Source organism: Pseudomonas sp. D2002, assembly GCF_013385735.1.
GTDB lineage: Bacteria > Pseudomonadota > Gammaproteobacteria > Pseudomonadales > Pseudomonadaceae > Aquipseudomonas.
Map to the genome: position 1 here is coordinate 39,062 of NZ_JACAPL010000013.1, position 24,772 is coordinate 63,833.

Here is a 24,772-nt window from a genome sequence, read left to right on the forward strand (position 1 = left end):
CCCTATTCCAAATGTAGAATGCGGTCAAAATGTGGGAGCGGGCTTGCTCGCGAATGCAGGCGACTCGGTCTTATTGCCCGCTGCGCATCAGTTCTTTAGGCACATATTTACCAATCTCGAACTTGCCGATTGCCGCGCGGTGCACTTCATCCGGGCCATCCGCCAGGCGCAAGGTGCGTTGCATGGCGTACATGTAGGCCAGCGGGAAGTCGTTGGACACCCCGGCGCCACCGTGAATCTGGATCGCGCGGTCGATTACCTTCAGTGCTACGTTCGGCGCCACCACCTTGATCTGGGCGATTTCGCTTTTTGCGACCTTGTTCCCGACGGTGTCCATCATGTACGCCGCCTTCAAGGTCAGCAGGCGGGCCATGTCGATCTCCATCCGTGAGTCGGCGATTTTGTCGATATTGCCGCCCAAACGTGCCAACGGCTTGCCGAATGCGGTGCGGCTGACGGAGCGTTTGCACATCAGTTCCAGCGCGCGCTCGGCCATGCCGATGGAACGCATGCAGTGGTGGATACGGCCTGGGCCAAGGCGGCCCTGGGCAATTTCAAAGCCACGGCCTTCACCCAGCAGCACGTTTTCGTAGGGCACGCGCACATTGTCGAACAGCACTTCGGCATGGCCGTGGGGCGCGTCGTCGTAGCCGAATACCGGCAGCGGGCGCACGATTTTCACGCCGGGAGCATCCACCGGCACCAGAATCATCGAGTGCTGCTGGTGACGCGGCGCATCCGGGTTGCTCAGGCCCATGAAGATCAGGATTTTGCAGCGCGGGTCGCAGGCGCCGGAGGTCCACCATTTCTTGCCGTTGATCACCCATTCATCGCCCTGGCGCTCGGCGCGGGCGGCCATGTTGGTGGCGTCTGAGGAGGCCACGTCCGGTTCAGTCATGGCGAACGCCGAACGAATCTCGCCGCGCAGCAGCGGTTCGAGCCAGCGTTGTTTCTGCTCTTCATTGGCGTAGCGCACCAGCACTTCCATATTGCCGGTGTCGGGGGCGGAGCAGTTGAACGGCTCCGGGCCCAGCAGCGAGCGGCCCATGATTTCGGCCAGCGGCGCGTATTCGAGGTTGGTCAGGCCGGCGCCCAATTCGGATTCGGGCAGGAACAGGTTCCACAGGCCTTCGGCCTTAGCCTTAGCTTTCAACTCCTCCATGATAGCGGTGGGCTGCCAGCGGTCGCCTTCATTGACCTGGCGTTCGAACACCGGCTCGGCCGGGTAAACGTAAGCGTCCATGAACGCGGTGACGCGTTCACGCAGTTCCTGAACCTTGGGCGAATAGGCGAAATCCATGAGCAGCTCCCTTCTCTGAGAGGTTGTTTAGGTCATGCAATCGATGCTAGAACAGCGTTGATAATTTACCTAGCCTATTCTCGGCGTGTATTAACATTCATCACCGATATATGATCGGCGTATGAACACCTAACAATAAGAGCGCAACGAAATGAATTTGAGCAAGGTCGACCTCAACCTCTTTATTGTCTTCGACGCGATCTACACCGAAGCCAACCTGACCCGCGCCGGGCAGATCGTCGGCATCACCCAGCCGGCAGTGTCCAACGCGTTGGCGCGCTTGCGCGAAACCTTCAACGACCCGCTGTTCGTGCGCACCGCCCAGGGCATGGTGCCCACGCCGATGGCGCAGAACATCATCGGCCCGGTGCGCAACGCGTTGTCGTTGCTGCGGGTGTCGGTGCAGGAAAGCCGGATTTTCAACCCGCAACAAGCGGCCAAGACCTATCGCATCAGCATGACCGACCTCACCGAGGCGGTGATTTTGCCGCTGCTGTTCCAGCGCCTGCGCCGCCTGGCGCCGACGGTGGTGATTGAGAGTTTCCTGTCCAAGCGGCGAGAAACCACCAAGGAACTGGCTGCCGGGCGCCTGGATTTTGCCGTGGATGCGCCGCTCAACACCGACCCGCAAGTACGTCACGTCAAGCTGATGGAAGACCGCTACGTGTGTGCCATGCGCAAGGGCCATCCGATGGCGGGCAAGGACAAGTTCACGCTGGATGACTACCTGTCGCTGACGCATATCCATATCTCCAGCCGTCGCAACGGTTTGGGCCACGTTGACCTGGCCTTGGGCAAAATGGGCATCCAGCGCAAGATCGCCCTGCGCTCCCAGCATTACTTGATGGCCTCGCAAGTGTTGCAGCAGACCGACATGGTGATGACCGTGCCCGAACGCTTCGCCCGCCGCCATGAGCTGCACTGGTTCAACCTGCCGGTCAACGATGTGCCACCGGTAGAAACCCACCTGTACTGGCACGAAAGCACCGACCAGGACCCGGCCAACCGCTGGATGCGTGAGCAGATGATCGAGCTGTGCCAGCAAGTCACCGCGCACGAAAAGAAGCTGGATGGCAAGCAGGCCTGACCTGAACTGTGTGTGGGAGGGGGCTCGCCCCCGATGGGCTGCGCAGCGGCCCTTGACGTTTACGTCAACCTGCCATTAGCTTAGCGCCAAGACCTTCTTGAGCGCCCCCATGAGCACGACCTACGGCATTTCCGACCTCGCCCGCGAGCTCGACATCACCACCCGCGCCATTCGCTTCTACGAAGAACAAGGCCTGCTGGCCCCGGAGCGCCGGGGCCAGGAGCGTATTTATTCGGCGCGGGACAAGGTCAGTCTCAAGCTGATCCTGCGGGGCAAACGTATCGGCTTCTCCCTGGCCGAGTGTCGCGAATTGATCGAACTCTACGACCCCAGCAGTGGCAACCACATCCAACTCAACAGCATGCTTGCCAAGATCGCCGAGCGCCGCGAGCAGCTTGAGCAACAACTGCTGGATATCGAACAGATGAAGCTGGAGCTGGACACCGCCGAAGAGCGCTGCACCCAGGCCCTGGCGCAGACCATCAACCAGGTTGGCCAATAACCACAAGGTAGCCATCATGTCCCTTCCCTCACACGTACGCCTGGTCGAAGTCGGCCCGCGCGACGGTTTGCAAAACGAAGCCCGGCCGATCAGCGTTGCCGATAAGGTCCAGTTGGTGGATGCCCTGACCCACGCAGGTTTGAGCTATATCGAAGTCGGCAGCTTTGTGTCGCCCAAGTGGGTGCCGCAGATGGCCGGCTCCGCCGATGTATTTGCGCAGATACAGCGCAAGCCCGGCGTCACCTACGGTGCACTGGCGCCGAACGTGCGTGGTTTTGAAGATGCCTTGGCCGCCGGCGTGAAGGAAGTCGCGGTGTTTGCGGCCGCCTCCGAGGCGTTTTCCCAGCGCAATATCAACTGTTCCATCAACGAAAGCCTGGAGCGCTTTGCGCCGATCATGGCGGCGGCCAAACAACACGGCGTCAGCGTGCGCGGCTATGTATCGTGTGTGTTGGGTTGCCCTTACGAAGGTGACATCGCCCCGCAACAGGTCGCGGCGGTCGCGCGTGAACTGTATGCGATGGGCTGCTATGAGGTGTCCCTGGGCGACACCATCGGCACCGGCACGGCGGGCGCCACGCGGCGGCTGTTCGAGGTGGTCGGCGCGCAGGTGCCGCGGGACAAGCTGGCGGGTCACTTCCATGACACTTACGGCCAGGCAATCGCGAATATCTACGCCAGCCTGCTCGAAGGCATCAATGCGTTCGACAGCTCTATCGCGGGCCTCGGCGGCTGCCCTTATGCCAAGGGCGCCAGCGGTAACGTTGCCACCGAAGATGTGGTGTACCTGCTCAATGGCCTGGGGATTGAAACCGGTATCGACCTGGACGCGTTGATTCGCGCGGGCGAGCAAATCAGCCAGGTGCTCGGCCGACCCAGCGGCTCGCGGGTGGCCAAGGCGCGTAACGCCGGTTGAGTAGCATTGCTGTGACAATGTGTTACCGCACGCCTACTTAACGAGTAACACGGGAACATATTTTGCCCGATTTGCCCTATGCCACTGCCCATCAAAAAATCAAACCATTGATTTTAAAGGACTTTTAAAAGTTGGCACGCCTTCTGCTATCTCTATTGCATAACAAGAATAAAAAGCGCCAAACCTAATAAAAATAAGACGAAACGACTCTGACATAACAAAAACAACACGGCAGAGACGCAGCTAACAGATTTTTTTGGAGAAGATGTGCTTCGCAGGGTACGGCATGCCGAAACCCGCAACCGGTTAGAGAAAAATAAAACTACCTCAGGTAGCTACCCACTGGTTGGATCGATAACGAAGAAGCAGATCAGCGCTCAAAAAAATACGTTTGCTCTTGACCCCGGATGGGGGTCACCCAAAACAGCGGTAAAGGGTAACGGTTGCCAAAAACAACAATAGACCGCCCCTCAATAATAAAAAAAGAGCACGCAACGACAAATTAAAGGGGACCTTCGGGTCCCCTTTGTGCTTTCTGCCATTTACCTATGTGGGAGCTGGCTTGCCTGCTCCCACATGTTTTTTGGGTTGTTAGTTGGACTGGGTTTTCAGCTCCTCGATCGACATCTCGCGCATGCGAAACTTCTGGATCTTGCCCGTCACCGTCATCGGGAATTCATCCACGAACTTGAAATGCTTGGGCGTCTTGAAGTGCGCAATGCGGCCCTTGCACCAGGTTTGCAGCTCCAGCGCGTTGGCCACATGGCCGGGGTGAAACTTGATCCAGGCGACGATCTCTTCACCGTAACGCTCATCCGGGATGCCGATAATTTGCACATCCGCCACCGCCGGGTGGGTAAAGAAAAACTCTTCCAGCTCGCGCGGGTACACGTTTTCGCCGCCGCGAATAATCATGTCCTTGTTGCGCCCGGCGATGCACACGTAACCGTGCTCGTCCATGCTCGCCAGGTCGCCAGTGTGCATCCAGCCGGCCTCATCGATGGCGTCGCGGGTGCCTTCGGGGTTATTCCAGTAGCCGAGCATCACGCTGTAGCCACGGGTGCACAGTTCGCCGATCTCACCGCGTGCAACCGTGTTGCCGTCGGTGTCGACGATCTTGTTTTCCAGCTGTGGCTGGGTGCGGCCCACGGTGGTGACGCGGCGCTCAAGGTCGTCATTCGCGCCGGTTTGCAGCGACACCGGGCTGGTTTCGGTCATGCCGTAGGCGATCTGCACTTCGCCCATGTGCAGCTCGCTGATAACCCGGCGCATGACTTCGATGGGGCAAGTGGCACCGGCCATGATGCCGGTGCGCAAGGTCGCCAGGTCGAACTCGCCGCGGCGTGGGTGATCGAGCAGCGCGATAAACATGGTCGGCACGCCATACAGCCCGGTGGCGCGTTCCTCGGCGACGGCGCTTAAGGTCAGCAGCGGGTCGAAGCCGTCGTTGGGGTAAATCATGGTGGTGCCGTGGGTGATGCAGCCGAGGTTGCCCATGACCATGCCGAAGCAGTGATACAGCGGCACCGGAATCACCAGGCGGTCCTGCGCGGTAAGCCCCAGGCTTTCGCCGACCATGTAGCCGTTATTGAGAATGTTGTGGTGACTGAGGGTGGCGCCCTTGGGGAAGCCGGTGGTGCCGGAGGTGTACTGAATGTTGACGGCTTGATCGAAGTGCAGGCTGGCCTGGCGCGCTTGCAGTTGTTCGGGCGGGACGCCTGCACCGAGGGCTGCCAGTTGCTGCCAGGGCACAAACCCTGGGGGCGGGCTGGGGTCGAGGCTGATTATCGCGCGCAGGTCGGGTTGCAGTTCTTGCAGCATGGCGTGGTAATCGGAGCCCTTGAACGACCCGGCACACACCAGCCATTGGCAACCGGATTGCTTGAGCACGTAGTCCAGTTCACTGCTGCGATAGGCCGGGTTGATATTGACCAGAATCACACCCAGCTTGGCGCTGGCGATTTGGCTGATGCACCACTCGGCGCAATTGGGCGCCCAGATGCCCAGGCGGTCGCCGGTTTGCATGCCCAGGGCGAGGAAGGCACGGGCGTGCAGGTCAACCGTTTCGGCCAGTTGCCGCCAGGTGTAGCGACGCTGCTGATGGCGCACCACCAAGGCTTCGCCATCGGCGTGCTGCGCAACCGTGTGATCGAAGGCCTGGCCGATGGTCATGGCCAGCAAGGTCTTGTCCTGAGCGCCACGGCTGTAGCTCTGATTCGGTTGATCCATAACGACCCCTGCTGTCTTTTTTGTAGGTTGACGTAAACGTAAACTACGATTGACAGCGCCGTAACGCAAGTTTACGTTAACGTAAAGGTGAGCGCCCTCCCCTGGCGCTATCCACACAACAACAAAGCTCACATTAAGGTGCCTGTCCATGAGTTACCCGTCCCTGAACTTCGCCCTCGGCGAAACCATCGACATGCTGCGCGACCAGGTGCAGTCCTTCGTGGCCAAGGAAATCGCGCCCCGCGCGGCTCAAATCGACAGTGACAACCTGTTCCCCGCCGACCTGTGGCGCAAGTTCGGTGACATGGGCTTGCTCGGCATCACAGTGCCGGAAGAATACGGCGGCGCCGGCCTGGGCTACCTGGCCCACGTGGTGGCCATCGAAGAAATCAGCCGTGGGTCCGCCTCGGTGGGCTTGTCTTACGGCGCGCACTCCAACCTGTGCGTCAACCAGATCAACCGCAACGGCAGCCACGAACAGAAGCTCAAGTACCTGCCCAAGCTGATCAGCGGCGAGCACATCGGTGCCCTCGCCATGAGCGAACCGAATGCCGGCTCCGACGTGGTGTCGATGAAGCTGCGCGCCGACAAACGCGGCGATCATTACGTGCTCAACGGCAGCAAGACCTGGATCACCAACGGCCCTGACGCCAACACCTACGTGATCTACGCCAAGACCGACCTGGAAAAAGGCCCGCACGGCATCACCGCATTTATCGTCGAGCGCGACTCAACAGGCTTCAGCCGCAGCAACAAGTTCGACAAGCTGGGCATGCGCGGCTCCAACACCTGCGAGCTGTTTTTCGATGACGTCGAAGTGCCCGAAGAAAACATCCTCGGCACGCTCAATGGCGGCGTCAAAGTGTTGATGAGCGGTCTCGATTACGAACGCGTAGTACTGGCCGGCGGCCCGATTGGCATCATGCAAGCGTGCATGGACCTGATCGTGCCGTACATCCACGACCGCAAGCAGTTCGGCCAGAGCATCGGCGAGTTCCAGCTGATCCAGGGCAAGGTCGCCGACATGTACACCCAACTCAACGCCTGCCGCGCCTACCTCTACGCGGTGGCCCAGGCATGCGAGCGCGGCGAGACCACGCGCAAGGATGCGGCCGGGGTGATCCTGTTCAGTTCCGAACGCGCCACACAAATGGCCCTCGACGCGATCCAGATTCTGGGCGGCAACGGCTATATCAACGAATTCCCTGCTGGCCGCCTGTTGCGTGATGCCAAGCTGTACGAAATCGGCGCCGGCACCAGTGAGATTCGGCGGATGCTGATCGGTCGCGAACTCTTCAACGAAACCCGCTGAAGGAGCGCGCCCATGGCCACCTTGCACACCCAGCTCAACCCACGCTCGGCGGAATTTGCCGACAACAGCGCGGCGATGCGCCTACAAGTCGACGCCCTGCACAGCCTGCTCGCCCACGTGCAGCAAGGCGGCGGCGCCAAGGCCCAGGAGCGGCACACCTCGCGTGGCAAACTGCTGCCTCGCGAGCGTATCAATCGCTTGCTCGACCCCGGTTCGCCGTTCCTTGAGCTCAGCCAACTGGCCGCGTATCAGGTGTATGGCGAAGACGTGCCGGCGGCCGGGTTGATTGCCGGAATCGGCCGAGTCGAAGGCGTCGAATGCATGATTGTCGCCAACGACGCCACCGTCAAAGGCGGCTCCTACTACCCGCTCACGGTAAAAAAACACCTGCGCGCCCAGACCATCGCCGAGCAGAACCGCCTGCCGTGCATCTACCTGGTCGATTCGGGTGGCGCCAACCTGCCGCGTCAGGATGAAGTGTTTCCCGACCGCGAGCACTTCGGGCGGATCTTCTTCAACCAAGCCAATATGAGCGCCCAAGGTATCCCGCAGATTGCAGTGGTAATGGGCTCGTGCACCGCCGGCGGTGCCTATGTGCCGGCCATGGCCGACGAAGCGATCATGGTGCGCCAGCAGGCGACCATCTTCCTCGCCGGCCCGCCGCTGGTGAAAGCCGCGACCGGCGAAGTGGTCAGCGCCGAAGACCTCGGCGGCGCCGACGTGCACTGCAAGATCTCCGGCGTGGCCGACCATTATGCCGACAGTGACGAGCATGCCCTGGCCCTGGCCCGGCGCAGCGTGGCCAACCTCAACTGGCGCAAACAGGGCGAGCTGCTGCAACGCACGCCGGTAGCGCCGCTGTACAGCAGCGCAGAGCTTTACGGGGTGATCCCGGCCGACGCCAAGCAACCGTTCGACGTGCGCGAGGTGATCGCGCGGTTGGTCGACGGCTCGGTATTCGATGAGTTCAAGGCGTTGTTCGGCACCACGCTGGTGTGTGGTTTTGCCCACCTGCACGGCTACCCGATTGCGATCCTGGCCAACAACGGCATTCTTTTCGCTGAAGCCGCGCAAAAAGGCGCGCACTTTATCGAGTTGGCCTGCCAGCGCGGGATTCCTCTGTTGTTTCTCCAGAACATCACCGGTTTTATGGTCGGCCAGAAGTACGAAGCCGGCGGCATTGCCAAGCACGGCGCCAAGCTGGTCACGGCGGTGGCTTGCGCCAAGGTGCCGAAGTTCACCGTGATCATTGGCGGCAGCTTTGGTGCCGGCAACTACGGCATGTGCGGGCGTGCCTACGACCCACGGTTTTTGTGGATGTGGCCGAATGCGCGCATCGGTGTGATGGGCGCCGAACAGGCGGCCGGCGTGCTGGTGCAGGTCAAGCGTGAACAAGCCGAACGCGCAGGCACGGCCTTGCGCGCCGAGGAAGAAGCGGCGATCAAGCAGCCGATCCTCGACCAGTATGAAACCCAGGGCCACCCGTACTACTCCAGCGCGCGCTTGTGGGATGACGGCGTCATCGACCCGCAGCAAACCCGAGAGGTGCTGGCCCTGGCCTTGTCCGCTTCGCTGAATGCCCCCATCGAGCCGAGCCGCTTCGGCGTGTTCCGCATGTAAATGGAGCCGTACCCCATGAGCGATTTCAACACCCTCGAACTGATTACCGACAGCCGTGGCTTTGCCACGCTGTGGCTCAGTCGAGAAGCCAAAAACAACGCGTTCAATGCCGAAATGATCCGCGAACTGATCATCGCCCTCGACCACGTACAAGGCGACCCGGCCCTGCGTTTCCTGGTGCTGCGAGGGCGTGGCAAGCATTTCAGTGCCGGTGCCGACCTGGCCTGGATGCAGCAATCGGCCGAACTGGACTACCACACCAACCTCGACGACGCCCGCGAGCTGGCGGAGTTGATGTACAACCTGGCCAAGCTGAAAATCCCCACGCTTGCAGTGGTGCAAGGCGCCGCCTACGGGGGCGCGCTGGGCCTGATCAGTTGCTGTGACATGGCGATTGGCGCCGATGACGCGCAGTTCTGCTTGTCGGAAGTGCGTATCGGCCTGGCCCCGGCGGTGATCAGCCCGTTCGTGGTGCAGGCCATCGGCGAGCGCGCGGCGCGGCGTTATGCCCTGACCGCCGAACGCTTTGGCGGCCAACGTGCGCGGGACATCGGTTTGTTGGCGGAAAGCTATCCGGCCAGCGAGCTCGACCAGCAGGTGGAACACTGGGTCGCCAACCTGCTGCTCAACAGCCCCGCCGCGATGCGCGCCAGCAAAGACTTGCTGCGCGAAGTCGGGAATGGCGCCCTCACCCCGGCCCTGCGCCGTTATTGCGAAAACGCCATCGCACGGATTCGCGTCAGCGCGGAGGGCCAGGAAGGCTTGCGCGCCTTCCTGCAAAAACGCCCGCCCAACTGGCAAGCGCAGGAGCCTCGTTCATGAACACACTGACCACTGTACTGGTGGCCAACCGCGGCGAAATTGCCTGCCGCGTGATGCGCACGGCCAAGGCCATGGGCCTGACCACCGTGGCCGTCCACAGCGCCATCGACCGCGATGCACGCCACAGCCGCGAGGCGGATATCCGTGTCGACTTGGGCGGCAGCAAGGCCACGGACAGTTACTTGCAGATCGACAAGCTGATTGCCGCCGCCCAGGCCAGCGGCGCCCAGGCGATCCATCCGGGCTATGGTTTTTTGTCGGAAAACGCCGGTTTTGCACGTGCGATTGAAGCGGCAGGCCTGATTTTCCTCGGCCCGCCCGCCTCGGCGATTGACGCCATGGGCAGCAAATCGGCCGCCAAAGCGTTGATGGAAACCGCCGGTGTGCCGCTGGTGCCGGGTTATCACGGCGAAGCCCAGGACCTGGAAACCTTCCGCGATGCCTGCGAGCGCATCGGCTACCCGGTGCTGCTCAAGGCCACGGCCGGTGGCGGCGGCAAAGGCATGAAGGTGGTCGAGGACGTCAGCCAACTGGCGGAAGCCTTGGCGTCGGCCCAGCGTGAGGCACTGTCGTCCTTCGGCAATGGGCAGATGCTGGTGGAGAAATACCTGCTCAAGCCACGCCATGTGGAGATCCAGGTGTTCGCCGACCAGCACGGCCATTGCCTGTACCTCAATGAGCGCGACTGCTCGATTCAACGTCGCCACCAAAAGGTCGTGGAAGAAGCGCCGGCACCGGGCTTGAGTGTTGAACAACGCAAAGCCATGGGTGAAGCCGCCGTACGCGCAGCGCAGGCCATCGGTTATGTAGGCGCCGGTACCGTGGAGTTCTTGCTGGACGCGCGTGGTGAGTTTTTCTTCATGGAAATGAACACGCGGCTGCAAGTGGAGCATCCGGTGACCGAGGCGATTACCGGCCTCGACCTGGTGGCCTGGCAGATCCGAGTCGCCCAGGGTGAGCCGCTGCCGATCACGCAAGAACAGGTGCCGTTGATCGGGCATGCGATTGAAGTGCGCTTGTATGCCGAAGACCCGGCCAATGATTTCCTGCCGGCCACCGGGCACCTGGCGCTGTACCGCGAATCGGCGCCAGGCCCGGGCCGCCGCGTGGACAGCGGCGTAGCACAAGGCGACACCGTATCGCCGTTTTACGACCCGATGCTCGGCAAGTTGATTGCCTGGGGCGAAGACCGCGAACAGGCGCGCCTGCGGTTGTTGAGCATGCTCGATGAGTTTGCCGTGGGCGGGCTTAAGACCAACCTGGGCTTTTTGCGGCGCATCATCGGTCATCCGGCATTTGCGGCAGCGCAGCTGGACACCGGATTTATCCCGCGTTATCAGGACGAGCTGCTGCCCCAGCCAGGTGAATTAAGCGATGCGTTCTGGCAGGCGGCGGGCGCGGCGTTTATGCAGAGTTTGCCCGCAGGCAGTGGTCCGTGGGCCGATACGCGCGGGTTTCGTGCCGGGCTGCCTGCCGAGGTGTCACTGCATTTGAGCTGCAATGGGCAGGACCGGCGGGTGAGGCTCGAGGGTGCCAACGCGCAGTGGCGAGACGAGCAGCTGTCGATCGAACACAACGGCGTGCGTCGCGCTCATCTGGCGGTGCGCAGCGAAGGCAGCGTGTACCTGCGCTGGGACGGCGAGATGCATGCCGTCAGCCTGTTTGACCCGATTGCCGCCGTCGAGGCTAACCAATCCCATCAGGGTGGTCTAACGGCGCCCATGAACGGCAGCATCGTGCGGGTGCTGGTGGAGGTCGGCCAGGCAGTCGAAGCCGGTACGCAGCTGGTGGTGCTCGAGGCGATGAAGATGGAGCACAGCATCCGCGCGCCCCAGGCTGGGGTGGTCAAAGCATTGTTTTGCCAGGAAGGCGAAATGGTTGCCGAAGGCAGTGCCCTGGTCGAGCTCGAAACGGCGGGCTAAAACTTCGCCGTGGCTTGCACGACCACGCCGAGGATTCGGCAATCGTCGCTGAACAGCAGCTTGGGGTAAGTGGGATTGAGCGGCACCAGGTAAAGCTGGCCGCTTTCTTCCCTTAATTGGCGAAAGGTTGCCTGGCGGCTGTCGGCCCATTGGGCGACCACCAACTTGCCGGGTTCGGCATCGATGGCCGGGTCTACCAGGATCATCATGCCGTCGCCGATGCTCAGCCCGCTGGGGGCGGTCATGGCGTCGCCCGTCACTGGCAGCCAGAAGGCTTCGCCACGGGCGTGGTAATCGGTCAGTTCGAAACGCGGGGCACCGTAGGTCGGGCGTTCTTCACGTATTTCGCAGACGCCTTTCCAGTCGCTGACCGGGTAGCGGAAATACGGGTTGTAGTGATGTTCCAGAGCCGGCGCCTCTTCGGCTTTCTGGCGAATTTCCAGCGCGACTTCCAAGTAGCCCAACCCCAGCTCGGCGAGCACCCGGTTCATGTCCGCCAGGCTTGGCACACGGCGCTTGTTGAGCCAATGGCCGACACCGCCCTGGGACATGCCCAAGCGTTCGGCCAGTTCATCCTGCGTGACCTTGCGGTCTTTCATGTTGGCTTTGACCAACGCTATCCAGTTATCCATGGGCGAGACAATACGTTGCGTATTTGCCACGACAATAAACAGTTTGTAGTAATCCATCAAATGACATAAATACGATTCGTACTATTATCGAGGGAAGGTTTTCGACATTCACTCAGAGTACCCGCCCTCATGACGACCAGCCCGAATCACCTGCCCGGCACGCCTGAAACCGACGAACTGTTGGGGATGCGCAACAGCGGCGCCGCCCGGCGCGCACTCGACTATTACTTGAAAGAAGATGTGTGCGCGCCGGTCGCGGACGAGCCGTTTTTCGACATCAAGCCCGGCATCAGCCATGAGGACGCGTTGATTCACGCTTCAGACCTATTGCGCAGCGCAGCAGCGGCAGCCTATGAGTCGGCAAGCAGTCGCCGTGGCGACGGGCGGGACCTGGCGTTTTCAGTGGTGTATTTGATTGATATGGCGAAGGCGATGGTGGAGCAGACGTTGCGGGCGCCAGTGGGTCAGGCAAACGCATAACCGGCAGCGCGCAAAAATATTTCTATCCCACGGATAAAAATATTTGACTTGCAAATGATAATGATTATTATTGGGCTCAGCTGATCGCGAGATCAGTCGATAGACCAAGGGACCTTAGGTCGGACTCTTGGAATATCTCCTCATCAGGCTAATCACGGTTTTTGACCCGGCTCTTTGGCCGGGTCTTTTTTTTGCCAGTTTCCCTGGCATGGCTTCAGGCTAATGAAGACTGTGTGTTGCTCGATGGCGCGCATGGTAGCAAAAGACCATCGCGAAAAGAAAGTCGAACGGGCGCTCTAGCCCGGATCTTTGCGAAATAGCGCTTGAGAATCAATCTCATAGATTCTAAGCTGCTGCGGCGTCAAGGACGACGCCCCCTCCCCTCTGCAACAATTTCGCATCAGAATTTTGCCTGACTCCTTGTAAGATATCCGCCACACCTCTCGTACTCAGGCGACCCGACTATGACCGTGGCCTTGACCTCCATCAAGATCAGCACCGACTTCGACAGCGGCAATATCCAGGTCCTGGATGCCAGCGACGCCTATCAATTGCTGCTGGCGATCAAACCCGATACTCGCAGCGCGCATTTCCAATGGTTCCACTTTAAGGCCGAAGGCATGCACGTGGGCCACACCCACACGTTTCGCCTGAGCAACGCGAGCCAGTCCTCCTACAAAAACGCCTGGAGCGGCTACAACGCGGTGGCGTCCTACGACCATATCAACTGGTTCCGCGTGCCCACGCGCTTTGATGGCGAAACCTTGCACATCAGCCTGGAAACCCGCGAGAAGCACGCCTGGATCGCCTACTTCGAACCCTACAGCCGCGAGCGTCACGATTGGCTGATCGAGCAGGCCCTGAACCGGGCCGGCACCCAATTGCTGGCTACCGGTAAAAGCGCCGAAGGCCGCGACATCCAATTGTTGCGCCGCGGTAAAGGTGGCGAAGGCCGACGCAGCGTGTGGATCATCGCCCAGCAACACCCCGGCGAACACATGGCCGAGTGGTTCATGGAAGGCATCATTGAGCGTCTGCAACAGGACGGTGACGCTGAGCTGAAAAAGCTGCTGTCCGTCGCCGACCTGTACCTGATCCCCAACATGAACCCCGACGGCGCCTTCCACGGCCACTTGCGCACCAACGCCATGGGCCAGGACCTCAACCGTGCCTGGCAGAGCGCCAGCCAGGAAATCAGCCCGGAAGTGCTGTTCGTCCAGCAGCAGATGGAAACGTACGGCGTTGACCTGTTCCTCGATATCCACGGCGACGAAGAAATCCCTTACGTGTTCACCGCCGGTTGCGAAGGCAACCCAGGCTACACACCGCGTCTGGAAGCCCTGGAAAAACAGTTCCGCACCCACCTGAGCGCGTTGACCCGTGACTTCCAGACCACCCACGGTTACACCCGCGACCTGCCGGGCGAGGCCAACATGACGCTGGCCTGCAATGCGGTCGGTGAGAAGTACGACTGCCTGTCGCTGACCCTGGAAATGCCCTTTAAGGACAACGACGACGCGCCCAACCCAAAGACCGGTTGGTCGGGTGAGCGCTCCAAACAGCTGGGCAAGGACGTACTGAGCACCGTAGCCGATATCGTCGGCAACTTGCGCTGACTGCTTGTTGTGGCGAGCGAGCGTGCGCGCTCGCCACAACCATCAGTGCTTGGTACCGGTCATGCTTTGCAGCACACCGTCGCGGCGAATCAGCCCGTGGAACAGTGCCGCCGCCAAGTGCAACAACACCGTCAGAAACAGCAGATAAGCCAGGTAACCATGGGCCTTGCGCAACAGCGCAAACAACGGCGCATTGGCCCCCACCAGCGCCGGCAATTGCACGGAACTGCTGAGCATCACCGGGTCACCGGCCGCCGAAATCATCGCCCAGCCCAGCAGCGGCAACACCAGCATCAACCCGTACAACAACACATGGGACGCCTTGGCTGCGAGTGCTTGCCACAGTGGCAAATCGGCGGGCAGCGGCGGTTGCCGGGTGGAAAAACGCACCACCAGCCGCACAATCACCAGCGCCAGAATCGCAATGCCCAGCGGCTTATGCAGGTGAATCAACCACTCATGGCGCTCCGACACCGACGCCGCCATTCCCGCGCCGATAAACAACATGGCGATGACCATCAGGGCCATGAGCCAATGCAGCAGACGCGCCAGTGGCGCAAAAAACTGTGGTTGAACATTCATGGCTTCGACTCCTGAGGGGCACTGTGCAGTGGGCTGACTTCACCGGCGCGGCGCACATACGAACTGGCATAGGCGGCCGAGCGCGCAGCCAACAGCGGGTCGTTGGAGGCTTGAATACCACTGGGCAGAATCAGCGGGTCAAAGTTGATATCGCGGCAATCACCGTCCGCTTGCGGCTGGCTGCTTTGCAGCACCAGAGTGCCCGCGTTCAGCACCTTGTGTTCACCGGCCCAGGTTTTGCTCGCATCATCCAAAGGATCGCCCGGGTTGGCCAGGGTCATGTTCAACTGCCAACGCAGTGGCCCTGAAGCCAGGCGCTGCACCAAGTCTTTTTCGAGAAAATCACTGCCCGACGGCGCGGTATCGCCCGCTGCATCCTGGCTCTGCGGCACCACGCCCCAGCGCACCGCCTGACGCTTGCCATCGGCGCTCACCAGATAGAACGCATTGATGCCGTTGTAGGTTTCAGTCGCGTAACTGGCCGAAGGCTTGGCCGTCTTGACCCACGCCAGGAACGGCGCCGTCTCCGGGTGCGCGGCAAAAAACGCCGGCATGCTCGCCGGGTTCGGCTTACCGGTGGCCGGGTCTGGCGCCCCCGCCTTGAGCATCTGGTAGAACGCCTCAGGCGTGCCCACCGGGAACACCGGCATGCTGTTCATGCCGGTGCGCCATTGCTGGCCGTTGGCCTGGCTGAACTGCAGGGCAAAACTGCGGATCGGCACACTGCTGTCCGGCGCGTAAGGGTTGCCGCTGGGCAAGGCAAAACGGCCGATGACCGGAGTTTTCGCCGCGCTGAACACTTGGGCACTGGAGTAAGCGCGCGCCTCAGCGCTGCTCTCGAAATAACCGGCCACACACACGCCTTTGGCATGGTTGCGGCGGAAGCCCGGGTGCAGGCCGTTATTGGTTTCCAGTGCGTTGACCAACGTCTTGGGGCGCAGGCGCTGTGGGTCGAGCGTGCCGTTGACGTAGGCAAACGCACCGGCTACAACGGCAACCACGGCGCCGATACCGGCGAGCCGTGCGATCAGGCTCGCCGTGCTGAGCGGCGGACGGGGCGGTGATGAGTGATCTACCATGAAAAGCTCCAGCACAGAGGGAAAAGAGCTATGAGACGAATCCCACGTAGGTTTATTCCCCCTTCACTGTAGTTATTCTCAGAGCAGAACGCGCATCTCCCCTCCTTTCTCTCTACACCTGATTGAACACAGCCTGGCGCTTGCTCAGAAAAGCACGCATGCCCTCCTGCTGATCGGGTGTCGCAAACAAGCCATGAAACAGCCGACGTTCCAGGCGTACCCCATCGTGCAAACCCACCTCCAGCGCCAGCCCCACAGCCTCACGTGCTGCCCGGGTGGCAGTGCGGGAAAAGTCGGCAATCTGCGTCGCTACCGCCAGAGTCTCTTCCAGCAACACCGCCGCCGGATAAACCCGCGACACCAGCCCTGCCTGCTCCGCTTCCCAGGCCATCATTGGCCTGCCGGTCAACACCAGATCCATCGCCTTGGCCTTGCCGATCAACCCCGTCAGCCGCTGGGTCGCGCCCATGCCCGGGATCACGCCCAGCTTGATTTCCGGCTGGGCGAAGGTGGCGGTGTCGGCGGCAAAGATCATGTCGCACATCAGCGCCAGCTCACATCCCCCACCATAAGCGTAACCGGCCACGGCGGCGATGGTGGGCGTACGCAGCTTGGTGAAACCCTCCCAGCCGCAAAAATAATCTTCGTTGAGCATGTCCAGATACGACTTGCCGCTCATTTCCCTGATATCGGCCCCGGCGGCGAAATACTCGGCACTGCCGGTGACCACAAAACAACCGACTTGAGGGTCCTGGTCCAGGCCCGTCAAACAGGTGACCAGCTCCGACATCAGCGCTGAGTTCAATGCGTTTTTTACTTCGGGGCGGTTCAGACGGACCAACACTACCCGACCGTGACGCTCGACTATTACATTCATAAGCACCTCCATAGATTGATGTACTGAAACCGCGTCTTGCATCACGAATCCCAGATCGCGCCATAAGCGGGTATGCCCCTGGCTTCCATTTCTTCCACCACGCGCCGCGTCAAACGCTGATTGGCAATGCAGATCACGGCTTCCGCGCCAAACACCTGCACCGCGCCGTAGGTCAGTTGCACCAGGTCAGGTTTGCCACGTTCATCGGTGTCCCAGATCAGCGCGTTCGGCTGCGCGCGCAGGATCTCGTCCACCAATGCATCACCGTAGGTCTTCCTCGGGCTGCGGGTGGACCAGATCAACTGAATCGGCACCTTGGCCGCCAACAGGTGCGGCATCACCGGGCCGATGCCGCTACCGGTCGCCACATACACCACTGATTTGAACAACGCTTCCACATGAGCGACCCCGGCCGTGGTGATGCCCTTGACCCACACGTGGCGGGGCAAATCCTCGATGAAGCGCCCCGTCCAGTCCCCGGCCCGGGAAATGATCAAGCGAAACCCGGCCTCGTTCGGTGTCGGGATATTGGCAAACGCGTGCCACTCCAACAGCGGGTGCCGACTGATCGTGGTGGAGGAACCGGCAAACGGCGTGGTGTGCGCGAAGCGGGTAATAACTGCGTGCCCCGAAGGCCGAGTATGTTCAACCGCGACTTTGCGCAGGCGCAGCCACGGCAAGGCGATACTCAAGGTCAGCAACACCAGCATCCAGAACGCGCCGCTTCGTAACAACTGCGCGTCCTGCTCAATCGACGCCAACAGCGTCAGCCCCCAGAACAACAGCAACGCCGACCATCCGGCGAAGCGATGGACCCGTTCGAAACCGTTGTGAAACCGGCCTCGAATTTGGGGATGAGCCATGATCACCATCAACAGCAACAGGCCCAGCAGCAGGCTGGCCAGCCACATCCAGACCGACGACACATTGCCCGGTTGCTGCAGATACCGTGCGCCCTGAACACCGAACATCGCCGTGAACCACGCGGTCGCGGCCAGCGCCGCGCCACTGTGCAGCCCGCCGAAGTGGTAAACCTTCGCCGCGCTGCGCCGGATACGCAGCGGCCAGCACAGCGGTACGCGCGTTGCCAGCCAGAACAACGCATTGATCACATAGTGCTGGCGAACCAGGATCGCCACCGACAGGTTGATCAACACCATCTGCGACAGGGTCTGCACGGACGGGGTTTGCCAATCCAGCCCGAGCAGCACGAACGCGATATTGCCCAGCAACACTGACGCAACGAGACGGTTGTAATAGGAAAATATCGGCAATGCGCGCCAGCGCCGCCAGAGTGGCCGCTTCGGCGGCACGACAATTTGGGCCAGCCGATCAAACATACATGGCCTCCACTGCCGGCAGGGCAAGCCTGGCAACGTGGCGTTTGCGCGCCTGCTGCAGCAGCAATGCCTTGTCGATCTTGCCCCGTGCAGTGAGCGGGAAATGCTCCACCGCGCAGATCATCGAGGGCACACAGTAGTACGCCAACTGCTGCTCACACTGGTGTTTGCAGTCATCAACATTGGCGCTGACCGGCACGACAAAGGCCACCAGGGTGCGGTCGTCGAGCTTGAGCGTGACGGCTTGCGTACAGCCTTCGCCAGCCTCCAGCGCACGGGACACCGCGTCCAGTTCCACGCGAAACCCGCGCACCTTGACTTGATCATCGACCCGTCCCAGGTGTTCGAGCTGCCCATCAAACGTCCAGCGCCCCAGATCGCGCGTGCGAAACATCAGTGCATCCCCGCCCAGAAACGGGTCCGGACGATAACGCTCCTGGGTCAGCGCCGGATTGTTCAGGTAACCGGCGGTCACGCCTGCCCCACCGGCCCACATCTCACCCGTTGCACCCAGTTCGCAGGCGCGGCCTTCGGCATCGAGCACATACACGGTGTTGTTGGGCGTTGGCCTGCCGATGGTCAACGCGGCGCCAGGCGCATGCCGATGCAACGTGTTGACGATGGTGGTTTCGGTGGGCCCGCAACCGTTATAGAACTCACAATGCCCTGCCCAACGGTCAGCCAGCGCCTGGGAACAGGGCTCACCGGCGACCGCGACCACCTTCAGATCAGGACACTGCTCGGGCGCCAGCGTCGCCAATATCGAGGGTGTTGCGATCAACACATGGCAGCGCGCAGCCGTTTGCGCAAAGTCCTTACCGCGGATCAGCAGCGTCGCGCCCTGCGCCAGGCAGCCGAGCATTTCCCAGGCGGCCATATCAAAACCGATATTGAGAATCTGCCCCACGTTACGGCCGGGCGCCATTCCCATCCGCCCAGGTTCCGTCAGCAGCACGTTGCACAGGTTGCGGTGGCTTACGCGCACGCCATTGGGGCGCCCTGTGGTGCCGGAGGTAAACAGTACAAAACACAGGTCATCGGTGTCAGCGGGAGAAAACGGCCGGTTATTGTCCTGCGCCACCCAGGGCTCTTCAGCGAGGAACTCGTCAAGGCACAGGTGACTCTGCATGGCGGCCGAGGGCAGGCAATCTTTCAGGTTCGACAGGGTCAGAACCAGCGGGCTGCTCAATGACTCAAGCACCCTCGCCAACTGCAATGGCGGTACGATCCGGGCATCCTGCGGCACATACGCGGCACCGACCTTCAACACCGCCAGCAACCCCACCAGCATGGGAATCGAACGTTCAACGAACAACGCCACCGTGTCGCCGCGCCGCACGCCTTGCTCGATCAGATGCGCGGCCAGTCGGTTGGCTTGGCGGTTGAGCTGTTCATAGCTGATACGCTGGCCCGCCCATTCGGCGGCTACCGCCTGAGGTGTGAGCGCTACCTGCATTTCGATAGCGTGATGCACGCAGCCATGACTTGGCGTGGCAGAGACCCCACGCCCCCAATGCTCAAATTTACCCTGTTGTTCGGCGGGCAGATGACCGAGCGCATTCAGGGAAAAAGCTGCTTTATCGGTTGGTGACACACTCATGAACACACCCTCATTCGGTCACTGCCGAAGGGTTTCCGGCAGGTACGAGGGTTGATTGAGCGGCGTGAGGGGTATTACAGGCCCATCGACATTACCGATATCTCTTACGTAAAAATTCAGCATTCCTACAGCCGCTGATGGAATAACCTACGATGGCCGGCGTCCCCCACCTACATACTTAGCCAGACACCAGCCCCATGCACGAACTCGACGAACAGTTACGTGAAGTCATCCCCAGGCTGCGGCGCTTTGCCGTGTCCCTGACCCGTAACGCCAGCAGCGCCGACGACCTGGTGCAGTCGACCCTTGAGCGAGCGATCATCAGTTGGGCCGACAAACGCATCGAAGGCGATCTGCGCGCCTGGCTGTTCTCGATTCTCTACCGGCAGTTCCTCGACGCCCATCGCCGCAGTCGCCGCTACGCGCGCATGCTCGACTTCTTCACCGGCCGTGACGACGCGCAACCGTCGGTGGAGCGCACGGTGATGGCCCAATCGGCCCTGCAAGCCTTCGATCAACTCAATACCGAACAGCGCGCCTTGCTGCTCTGGGTGTCGGTCGAAGGCTTAAGCTACAAGGAGGTTGCCGCTATCCTTGAGGTGCCAGTGGGTACCGTCATGTCGCGCCTGTCCAGGGCGCGCCAAGCCTTGCGTCAACTCAGCGATGGTGAAATTGCCAGCCCTTCCCTGCGGATACTCAAATGATCAGCCTGCCCCCCAGCGAACGCGATTTGCATGCCTACGTCGATCACCAACTGTTGGACAGCGACCGCCGCGTGCTTGAAACCTACTTGGCTGCCCACCCGGAAGTCGCCGCCCAGGTGCACGCCTGGCAACAGGATGCGCAGGCGCTGCGCGCGTCACTGAGCGGCGCGTTGCAGCAACCCGCGAACCCCGAGTTGGACCCGGCACTGATTCGCCAGCGCATCAAGCATCAGTCGCGCCGCCACTTCGCCAGCGCCGCCGTGCTGCTGATCGCAATCAGCCTGGGCGGCATTGGCGGCTGGCACGCCCGTGAAGCCACGCAACCGGCGACGCTGCCGATGGCCGACGCGATGCAGGCGTTCCGCCTGTTTGCCCAGGACGGCATCATGCCCGCCGACTACAACGCCGAGGACAGCGGCAGCATGCAGGCCTGGCTGGACCGCTACTTCAACCAGGCCCATCGCCTGCCGGACTTGAGCCAATCGGGCTTCAAACCGGTGAGCGGGCGTTTGCTCACCACCGAGCAAGGCGCTGCCGCCATGGTGCTGTACGAAGACGGGCAAGGTCGGCGCATCAGTTTCTACATCCGCCCACCGGGCCCGGAAAACGGCTTCCTGCCGCGCGGCAGCCGCAGCGCCGATGGCTTGCAGGCCGAGTACTGGTCCGGCAGCGGCTACAACTACGCCGTGGTCAGCCCGGTGGGTCAGCCGACTACGTTGAAGTTCTAGAAGCCGACATCGAGCACCACGTTGTCGATATAGGTGCCAGCGGGCGGCGTGGTCTGGTCGGTGTAGACCTTGGCGTTGTAGTTGAACACCTGGCTGCCGGTGCCCAGGCCGTTACCGGGGTTGATCTCGGCCGTGGAGCTGGCCCGCCGCGCCGCGCCCACGCTGCCCCAGCGGGTGGTGCCGGCCCCCTGGAAGATGTCGTAGGCGAGAAAATTACTCCCGGACACCATGCGCCGCCGCCCGCCAACGCTCACGGGGTTCTGCCCATCGCTGAGCCCGACGGTATAGGCGCTGCCCTTGGTGCACGCCACACTGGCCTGCCCGCTGACGGTGGAAAACGCCCCGACCACCGGCGCACTGCCGAACGCGATGGGCGGTGTGGTGATCTGGCAGTCATTGACCACGGTCATGCTCACGTTCAGCGTGGTGGTGCCGCTGTTGACCTCGCGGCCCAGGCATACCCCGCCGATGCCGATGCCGGAGCAATAGTTCCAGTTCCAGAAAATGCTCAGGGTTTCGCTGTACACACCTGCGGCCACGTTGCTGCCAATGGTGGTGGCGAAGTACAACGGCACGACTTTTGTGCCGGGCCCGAATACCAGGCCAAGGGATGCGGCAATCCCGCCACTGCCGCCGAAATCGAACGCCGTGCCGCGTGTCATCGGGAACGCGGTGGTGTTGTTGGCGTAAACCGTATAGTTGATCACGTCACCGGTTGGCCCGACCAAACCGCCTTGTGAAGAGCCGGTAACGGTTGCATAGAAATGGTCGCTGGAGGTCAATACCGACAGTACGGCGGGCGTGCAGCTCAAGCCACCGTTGGTGGTCGAACTGGGCTGGGAGGTGGTGCGCACGGTCATCGAACTCACCGTCGTGCCAAAGCTGGCCGGGACGGTGGCGGCCACCGAGCACACCGCCTGCACCTGCGCCGACACGCCCAGGCCCACCAACAGCAGTAACCGCAACAGCCATTCCTTGACCCGCACACGCACACTCCTTTATGTCATTGGCACACCAGTGGCCCGATCAGCGGCACCTGCTCCTGTGTTGTATCGAGCTCGAACGTGGCCTGGCAGGTCTGGCCGTCGCCGACCGTGACCTGCAAGGTGTTATGCGCCGCGAGGTTTTCCAGGTAGACCAGACCGTCCCAGCCGACCACCGCCAACGCGCCGCTTTGTTCATGGCGCACCTGGCTGCCCAGGGGCAGATCCTGATGCTGGGCATCGACCAAGGTGATGCTCGCGGCGAGCACCCGGCGCACCGGGAACTCCAGCAAATACCCACTGCCCCGGCGCACGGCAACGCGTTGCTCGACATTCGGCACCTGTACGTTGGCCGGCAGGTTCAGTGGGTCGATCTCGTATTTGGCGCGGTAGTAGGCGCTGGTCCACGGCACCAGCAGGTGGCCGTTGCGGTCGGTTTCGCCGACCACCTGGTTCTCGTAGCGCACCGGCACGCCGCTGACGCCGTCGGTGCTCACCACCACAAACGCATCGTTGACGCGGTTGGCGGCGAACACTTGGTTGTCCATCCACACCAGCGAGCCGCTGGCATCCGCCCAGCGGGTTTCGGCGTCGCTGGTGCCGTACACGCCCGCCTGCAATTGCACCGACTGCAGGCGCCAGGTCAGGTCGGCCTGACGATAAGCCGGGCCATCACCGCTGGCGTAACCCAGGTTAAAGCCCACGCCACCCTCGGCGGGCACCGCACGGCTGTAGTTGACGCGCTGCAGGCTTTGCCCGGTTTTGCTGCGTTCGCTGCCCACGCTGAGGCTGCCGTAGACGTCGAAGGGAATAACCACTTGCGCCTGCACGGCCCAACTGCTGTCGCCGACTTCATGGTTGGCCGACAGGTAAACACTGCTGTTGCGCCACAACGATTTGCTCCAGGTCATATTCACCAGGCGCGTGCGCGAGTCGTCCGCCGCCTGCACATCGAAATAACCCACGCCGAGGCTGCCGAAATCGTTGAGGTTCAGGCTCAAGGTGGCTTGCTGGCTGCGCTTGCTGAGGCTGGCATACGGCGTATCGACCAGGCTCAGGTCGGCGTATTCATCGCGGCGTTCCACGCGTTGGTAAGACAGGCTGTAACGCTGATTGCTGTATTGGTAGCCCAGGCTCAACTGCTGGCCGGTGCGGCCGTCGAACTGGCTTTGGCTGACGGCGGTGTTGAGCACGCCGAAATTGCCCATGCGCAGGTTGCCGCCGACACCGCCCAAGGCAAGGTCGCCGGAGGCTTCGGCGTGGCTTTCCAGGGTAAACGCATCCGAGAGCCCATAGCGAAAGGTGCCACTGGCCACGCCGGGGCCGTAGCCGAAATCGCGCACGGTGTAATCGCGGCGCAGGTTACCCGCTGCCACCGAGAAATCCGACAAGCCCTTTTGCAACAGCGTGCTGGTGACATAGAACGGCACCGTGGTCGACACCTGCCGGCCGAGGGCATCGGTGGTGACCACCACCGCCTCCCCCGCGCCGTTGATAAACGGTACGTTGGTGAGGGTGTACGGGCCCGGCTGCAGGTCGGCGCTGCTGGTTTTGTACCCGTTGATAAACAGGTCCACCGACGACGGCACCGCCGCTTCCCCGGCGAACTGTGGCAAGGGGTAAGTGACCAGATCGGGGCGCACGCCAAAGTCGCGGGATACCTGCACGCCGCCCAGGCGTACCGAGGTGCTCCAGGGCAAGGCGCCACTGATTACGTCGCCCGCTTCGTAGGTCAGCAGGCGCTCATCGTCGGAAAAGCGCCACGTGGTGTCATAACGGCGATAGCCATTGTCGAGGCTGCTGCCCGCTGTCTCCCGGCCAATGGTGGTGCGGTACTGGCCGGTGTTGGACAGCGTGCCCCAACTGTCGAACAGCCTGACTTCGTTGAAGATGCCGAGGTAAGTGCCGGCGTCATCCGTGTCGTTCAGGTAGGCGTCATAGTTGAGCAACGCGCCGAAACTGGTCAGCGCCTGGGTTCGCGGGTAGTTATTGCGGCTGCCGATAAATTGCTCCTGCAACCAGGCGGGTGGCACCGTGAGCATCAGGCGCTGGCCCTGGCTGTCGTAATCGGTGTGCAGGCCCGGCAGGTTTTCCAGCGCGACCTCGGCGCCCACCTCGCCTGGCAGCTTCATGCCGATCTCCTGCAACACCGAGGCCGGCAGAAACAATTGCCCGGCGCGCTGATTGACGGCGACCACGCGCCCGGTGTCCATCTGGTTGACCACCAGTTCCAGAAACAACTGAGCATCGGCAACAGCCTCCATACTGCTGGGAGGGGGCGGCAACGGCGCGGCCAGACTCGGCGCCGCAAACGCCAGACCGGACAAGCCACTCACCACCCACACCGATCGCCATAGATATCGAGCCCGACCATGGCTCACCAAGGCTTTGTGTCCATCAATGGACATCTCCATCCGTTAACACCAGGGGCATGCTCCATG

The 24,772-nt window shown here is 61.7% G+C and carries 21 protein-coding genes; 11 read left to right on the plus strand and 10 right to left on the minus strand.

Features of this window, described 5'->3' with window-relative positions; all coding sequences use genetic code 11:
* Positions 1–70: 70 nt before the first annotated feature.
* On the minus strand, positions 71–1,300 hold the full coding sequence (locus HX783_RS23520; RefSeq protein WP_159957708.1) for an acyl-CoA dehydrogenase: 1,230 nt from the start codon (positions 1,298–1,300) through the stop codon (positions 71–73).
* Between the two features lie 151 nt (positions 1,301–1,451).
* On the opposite strand from HX783_RS23520, the gene HX783_RS23525 reads away from it, so the two are divergent.
* The 3 genes from HX783_RS23525 (at position 1,452) to HX783_RS23535 (ending at position 3,805) form a co-directional block, all read left to right on the plus strand.
* The gene (locus HX783_RS23525; RefSeq protein WP_017136514.1) at positions 1,452–2,387 is read left to right on the plus strand and encodes a LysR family transcriptional regulator; all 936 of its coding nucleotides are present in this window, start codon (positions 1,452–1,454) and stop codon (positions 2,385–2,387) included.
* Between the two features lie 109 nt (positions 2,388–2,496).
* The gene (locus HX783_RS23530; RefSeq protein ID WP_177018416.1) at positions 2,497–2,889 is read left to right on the plus strand and encodes a MerR family DNA-binding transcriptional regulator; all 393 of its coding nucleotides are present in this window, start codon (positions 2,497–2,499) and stop codon (positions 2,887–2,889) included.
* 16 nt (positions 2,890–2,905) lie between these two features.
* Entirely contained in the window at positions 2,906–3,805 is a 900-nt protein-coding gene (locus HX783_RS23535) for a hydroxymethylglutaryl-CoA lyase (protein WP_177018417.1), read from the plus strand.
* A gap of 591 nt (positions 3,806–4,396) precedes the next feature.
* Here the strand turns inward: HX783_RS23535 and HX783_RS23540 are convergent.
* Positions 4,397–6,034: an AMP-binding protein gene (locus tag HX783_RS23540; RefSeq protein ID WP_177018418.1), complete on the minus strand. Its 1,638-nt coding sequence runs from the start codon at positions 6,032–6,034 to the stop codon at positions 4,397–4,399.
* A 148-nt stretch (positions 6,035–6,182) separates the two neighbouring features.
* Here HX783_RS23540 and HX783_RS23545 point away from each other — a divergent pair, with 148 nt between their 5' ends.
* Genes HX783_RS23545 through HX783_RS23560 form a run of 4 tightly spaced genes read left to right on the plus strand, consistent with a single transcriptional unit; the run spans position 6,183 to position 11,710 of the window.
* On the plus strand, positions 6,183–7,346 hold the full coding sequence (locus HX783_RS23545) for an isovaleryl-CoA dehydrogenase (protein ID WP_177018419.1): 1,164 nt from the start codon (positions 6,183–6,185) through the stop codon (positions 7,344–7,346).
* A 12-nt stretch (positions 7,347–7,358) separates the two neighbouring features.
* Positions 7,359–8,966 carry a carboxyl transferase domain-containing protein gene (locus tag HX783_RS23550; protein WP_177018420.1) on the plus strand — a complete coding sequence of 536 codons (1,608 nt, stop codon included), beginning with the start codon at positions 7,359–7,361 and terminating at the stop codon, positions 8,964–8,966.
* Positions 8,967–8,981: 15 nt separating this feature from the next.
* Positions 8,982–9,788, plus strand: coding sequence for a gamma-carboxygeranoyl-CoA hydratase (locus HX783_RS23555; protein WP_177018421.1), 807 nt, complete (start codon positions 8,982–8,984; stop codon positions 9,786–9,788).
* Positions 9,785–11,710, plus strand: coding sequence for an acetyl/propionyl/methylcrotonyl-CoA carboxylase subunit alpha (locus tag HX783_RS23560; RefSeq protein ID WP_177018422.1), 1,926 nt, complete (start codon positions 9,785–9,787; stop codon positions 11,708–11,710). The genes HX783_RS23555 and HX783_RS23560 overlap by 4 nt, the downstream gene beginning before the upstream one ends.
* On the opposite strand, the gene HX783_RS23565 is transcribed toward HX783_RS23560, so the two are convergent.
* A complete protein-coding gene (locus HX783_RS23565) occupies positions 11,707–12,342 on the minus strand; it encodes a LexA family transcriptional regulator (protein WP_177018423.1) in 636 nt (211 codons plus the stop codon). The two genes, HX783_RS23560 and HX783_RS23565, sit on opposite strands and share 4 nt — an antisense overlap.
* A 129-nt stretch (positions 12,343–12,471) precedes the next feature.
* Between HX783_RS23565 and HX783_RS23570 the strand changes: the two genes are divergently transcribed.
* Both HX783_RS23570 and HX783_RS23575 read left to right on the plus strand, forming a co-directional pair.
* The gene (locus tag HX783_RS23570) at positions 12,472–12,822 is read left to right on the plus strand and encodes a DUF6124 family protein (RefSeq protein WP_177018424.1); all 351 of its coding nucleotides are present in this window, start codon (positions 12,472–12,474) and stop codon (positions 12,820–12,822) included.
* A gap of 464 nt (positions 12,823–13,286) precedes the next feature.
* The gene (locus HX783_RS23575) at positions 13,287–14,438 is read left to right on the plus strand and encodes a M14-type cytosolic carboxypeptidase (protein ID WP_159957726.1); all 1,152 of its coding nucleotides are present in this window, start codon (positions 13,287–13,289) and stop codon (positions 14,436–14,438) included.
* A gap of 42 nt (positions 14,439–14,480) precedes the next feature.
* On the opposite strand, the gene HX783_RS23580 is transcribed toward HX783_RS23575, so the two are convergent.
* From HX783_RS23580 to HX783_RS23600, 5 genes are all read right to left on the minus strand, one after another.
* Positions 14,481–15,020, minus strand: coding sequence for a cytochrome b (locus HX783_RS23580; protein WP_177018425.1), 540 nt, complete (start codon positions 15,018–15,020; stop codon positions 14,481–14,483).
* Complete coding sequence (locus tag HX783_RS23585; RefSeq protein ID WP_177018426.1) at positions 15,017–16,099, minus strand: catalase family peroxidase; 1,083 nt, start codon at positions 16,097–16,099, stop codon at positions 15,017–15,019. The genes HX783_RS23580 and HX783_RS23585 overlap by 4 nt, the downstream gene beginning before the upstream one ends.
* Before the next feature lie 112 nt (positions 16,100–16,211).
* On the minus strand, positions 16,212–16,976 hold the full coding sequence (locus HX783_RS23590) for an enoyl-CoA hydratase-related protein (RefSeq protein WP_177018427.1): 765 nt from the start codon (positions 16,974–16,976) through the stop codon (positions 16,212–16,214).
* A gap of 41 nt (positions 16,977–17,017) precedes the next feature.
* The gene (locus HX783_RS23595; protein WP_177018428.1) at positions 17,018–18,316 is read right to left on the minus strand and encodes a hypothetical protein; all 1,299 of its coding nucleotides are present in this window, start codon (positions 18,314–18,316) and stop codon (positions 17,018–17,020) included.
* Positions 18,309–19,916, minus strand: a complete 1,608-nt coding sequence (locus HX783_RS23600; RefSeq protein ID WP_177018429.1) for an amino acid adenylation domain-containing protein — start codon at positions 19,914–19,916, stop codon at positions 18,309–18,311. The genes HX783_RS23595 and HX783_RS23600 overlap by 8 nt, the downstream gene beginning before the upstream one ends.
* A 197-nt stretch (positions 19,917–20,113) precedes the next feature.
* Between HX783_RS23600 and HX783_RS23605 the strand changes: the two genes are divergently transcribed.
* Together HX783_RS23605 and HX783_RS23610 are read left to right on the plus strand one after the other, a co-directional pair.
* Positions 20,114–20,620, plus strand: a complete 507-nt coding sequence (locus HX783_RS23605; RefSeq protein WP_159957738.1) for an RNA polymerase sigma factor — start codon at positions 20,114–20,116, stop codon at positions 20,618–20,620.
* Positions 20,617–21,348: an anti-sigma factor gene (locus tag HX783_RS23610; RefSeq protein WP_177018430.1), complete on the plus strand. Its 732-nt coding sequence runs from the start codon at positions 20,617–20,619 to the stop codon at positions 21,346–21,348. The genes HX783_RS23605 and HX783_RS23610 overlap by 4 nt, the downstream gene beginning before the upstream one ends.
* Here the strand turns inward: HX783_RS23610 and HX783_RS23615 are convergent.
* Both HX783_RS23615 and HX783_RS23620 read right to left on the minus strand, forming a co-directional pair.
* Complete coding sequence (locus HX783_RS23615) at positions 21,345–22,334, minus strand: spore coat protein U domain-containing protein (protein ID WP_371317707.1); 990 nt, start codon at positions 22,332–22,334, stop codon at positions 21,345–21,347. The two genes, HX783_RS23610 and HX783_RS23615, sit on opposite strands and share 4 nt — an antisense overlap.
* Before the next feature lie 17 nt (positions 22,335–22,351).
* Positions 22,352–24,745, minus strand: coding sequence for a fimbria/pilus outer membrane usher protein (locus tag HX783_RS23620; protein WP_177018431.1), 2,394 nt, complete (start codon positions 24,743–24,745; stop codon positions 22,352–22,354).
* Between the last annotated feature and the right edge of the window lie 27 nt (positions 24,746–24,772).

What these genes read in the sequence shown, in the direction of transcription:
- HX783_RS23520 (WP_159957708.1), bottom strand. Translation starts at nt 1,300, where the DNA reads ATGGATTTCGCCTATTCGCCCAAGGTTCAGGAACTGCGTGAACGCGTC.
- HX783_RS23525 (WP_017136514.1), top strand. Translation starts at nt 1,452, where the DNA reads ATGAATTTGAGCAAGGTCGACCTCAACCTCTTTATTGTCTTCGACGCG.
- HX783_RS23530 (WP_177018416.1), top strand. Translation starts at nt 2,497, where the DNA reads ATGAGCACGACCTACGGCATTTCCGACCTCGCCCGCGAGCTCGACATC.
- HX783_RS23535 (WP_177018417.1), top strand. Translation starts at nt 2,906, where the DNA reads ATGTCCCTTCCCTCACACGTACGCCTGGTCGAAGTCGGCCCGCGCGAC.
- HX783_RS23540 (WP_177018418.1), bottom strand. Translation starts at nt 6,034, where the DNA reads ATGGATCAACCGAATCAGAGCTACAGCCGTGGCGCTCAGGACAAGACC.
- HX783_RS23545 (WP_177018419.1), top strand. Translation starts at nt 6,183, where the DNA reads ATGAGTTACCCGTCCCTGAACTTCGCCCTCGGCGAAACCATCGACATG.
- HX783_RS23550 (WP_177018420.1), top strand. Translation starts at nt 7,359, where the DNA reads ATGGCCACCTTGCACACCCAGCTCAACCCACGCTCGGCGGAATTTGCC.
- HX783_RS23555 (WP_177018421.1), top strand. Translation starts at nt 8,982, where the DNA reads ATGAGCGATTTCAACACCCTCGAACTGATTACCGACAGCCGTGGCTTT.
- HX783_RS23560 (WP_177018422.1), top strand. Translation starts at nt 9,785, where the DNA reads ATGAACACACTGACCACTGTACTGGTGGCCAACCGCGGCGAAATTGCC.
- HX783_RS23565 (WP_177018423.1), bottom strand. Translation starts at nt 12,342, where the DNA reads ATGGATAACTGGATAGCGTTGGTCAAAGCCAACATGAAAGACCGCAAG.
- HX783_RS23570 (WP_177018424.1), top strand. Translation starts at nt 12,472, where the DNA reads ATGACGACCAGCCCGAATCACCTGCCCGGCACGCCTGAAACCGACGAA.
- HX783_RS23575 (WP_159957726.1), top strand. Translation starts at nt 13,287, where the DNA reads ATGACCGTGGCCTTGACCTCCATCAAGATCAGCACCGACTTCGACAGC.
- HX783_RS23580 (WP_177018425.1), bottom strand. Translation starts at nt 15,020, where the DNA reads ATGAATGTTCAACCACAGTTTTTTGCGCCACTGGCGCGTCTGCTGCAT.
- HX783_RS23585 (WP_177018426.1), bottom strand. Translation starts at nt 16,099, where the DNA reads ATGGTAGATCACTCATCACCGCCCCGTCCGCCGCTCAGCACGGCGAGC.
- HX783_RS23590 (WP_177018427.1), bottom strand. Translation starts at nt 16,976, where the DNA reads ATGAATGTAATAGTCGAGCGTCACGGTCGGGTAGTGTTGGTCCGTCTG.
- HX783_RS23595 (WP_177018428.1), bottom strand. Translation starts at nt 18,316, where the DNA reads ATGTTTGATCGGCTGGCCCAAATTGTCGTGCCGCCGAAGCGGCCACTC.
- HX783_RS23600 (WP_177018429.1), bottom strand. Translation starts at nt 19,916, where the DNA reads ATGAGTGTGTCACCAACCGATAAAGCAGCTTTTTCCCTGAATGCGCTC.
- HX783_RS23605 (WP_159957738.1), top strand. Translation starts at nt 20,114, where the DNA reads ATGCACGAACTCGACGAACAGTTACGTGAAGTCATCCCCAGGCTGCGG.
- HX783_RS23610 (WP_177018430.1), top strand. Translation starts at nt 20,617, where the DNA reads ATGATCAGCCTGCCCCCCAGCGAACGCGATTTGCATGCCTACGTCGAT.
- HX783_RS23620 (WP_177018431.1), bottom strand. Translation starts at nt 24,745, where the DNA reads ATGGAGATGTCCATTGATGGACACAAAGCCTTGGTGAGCCATGGTCGG.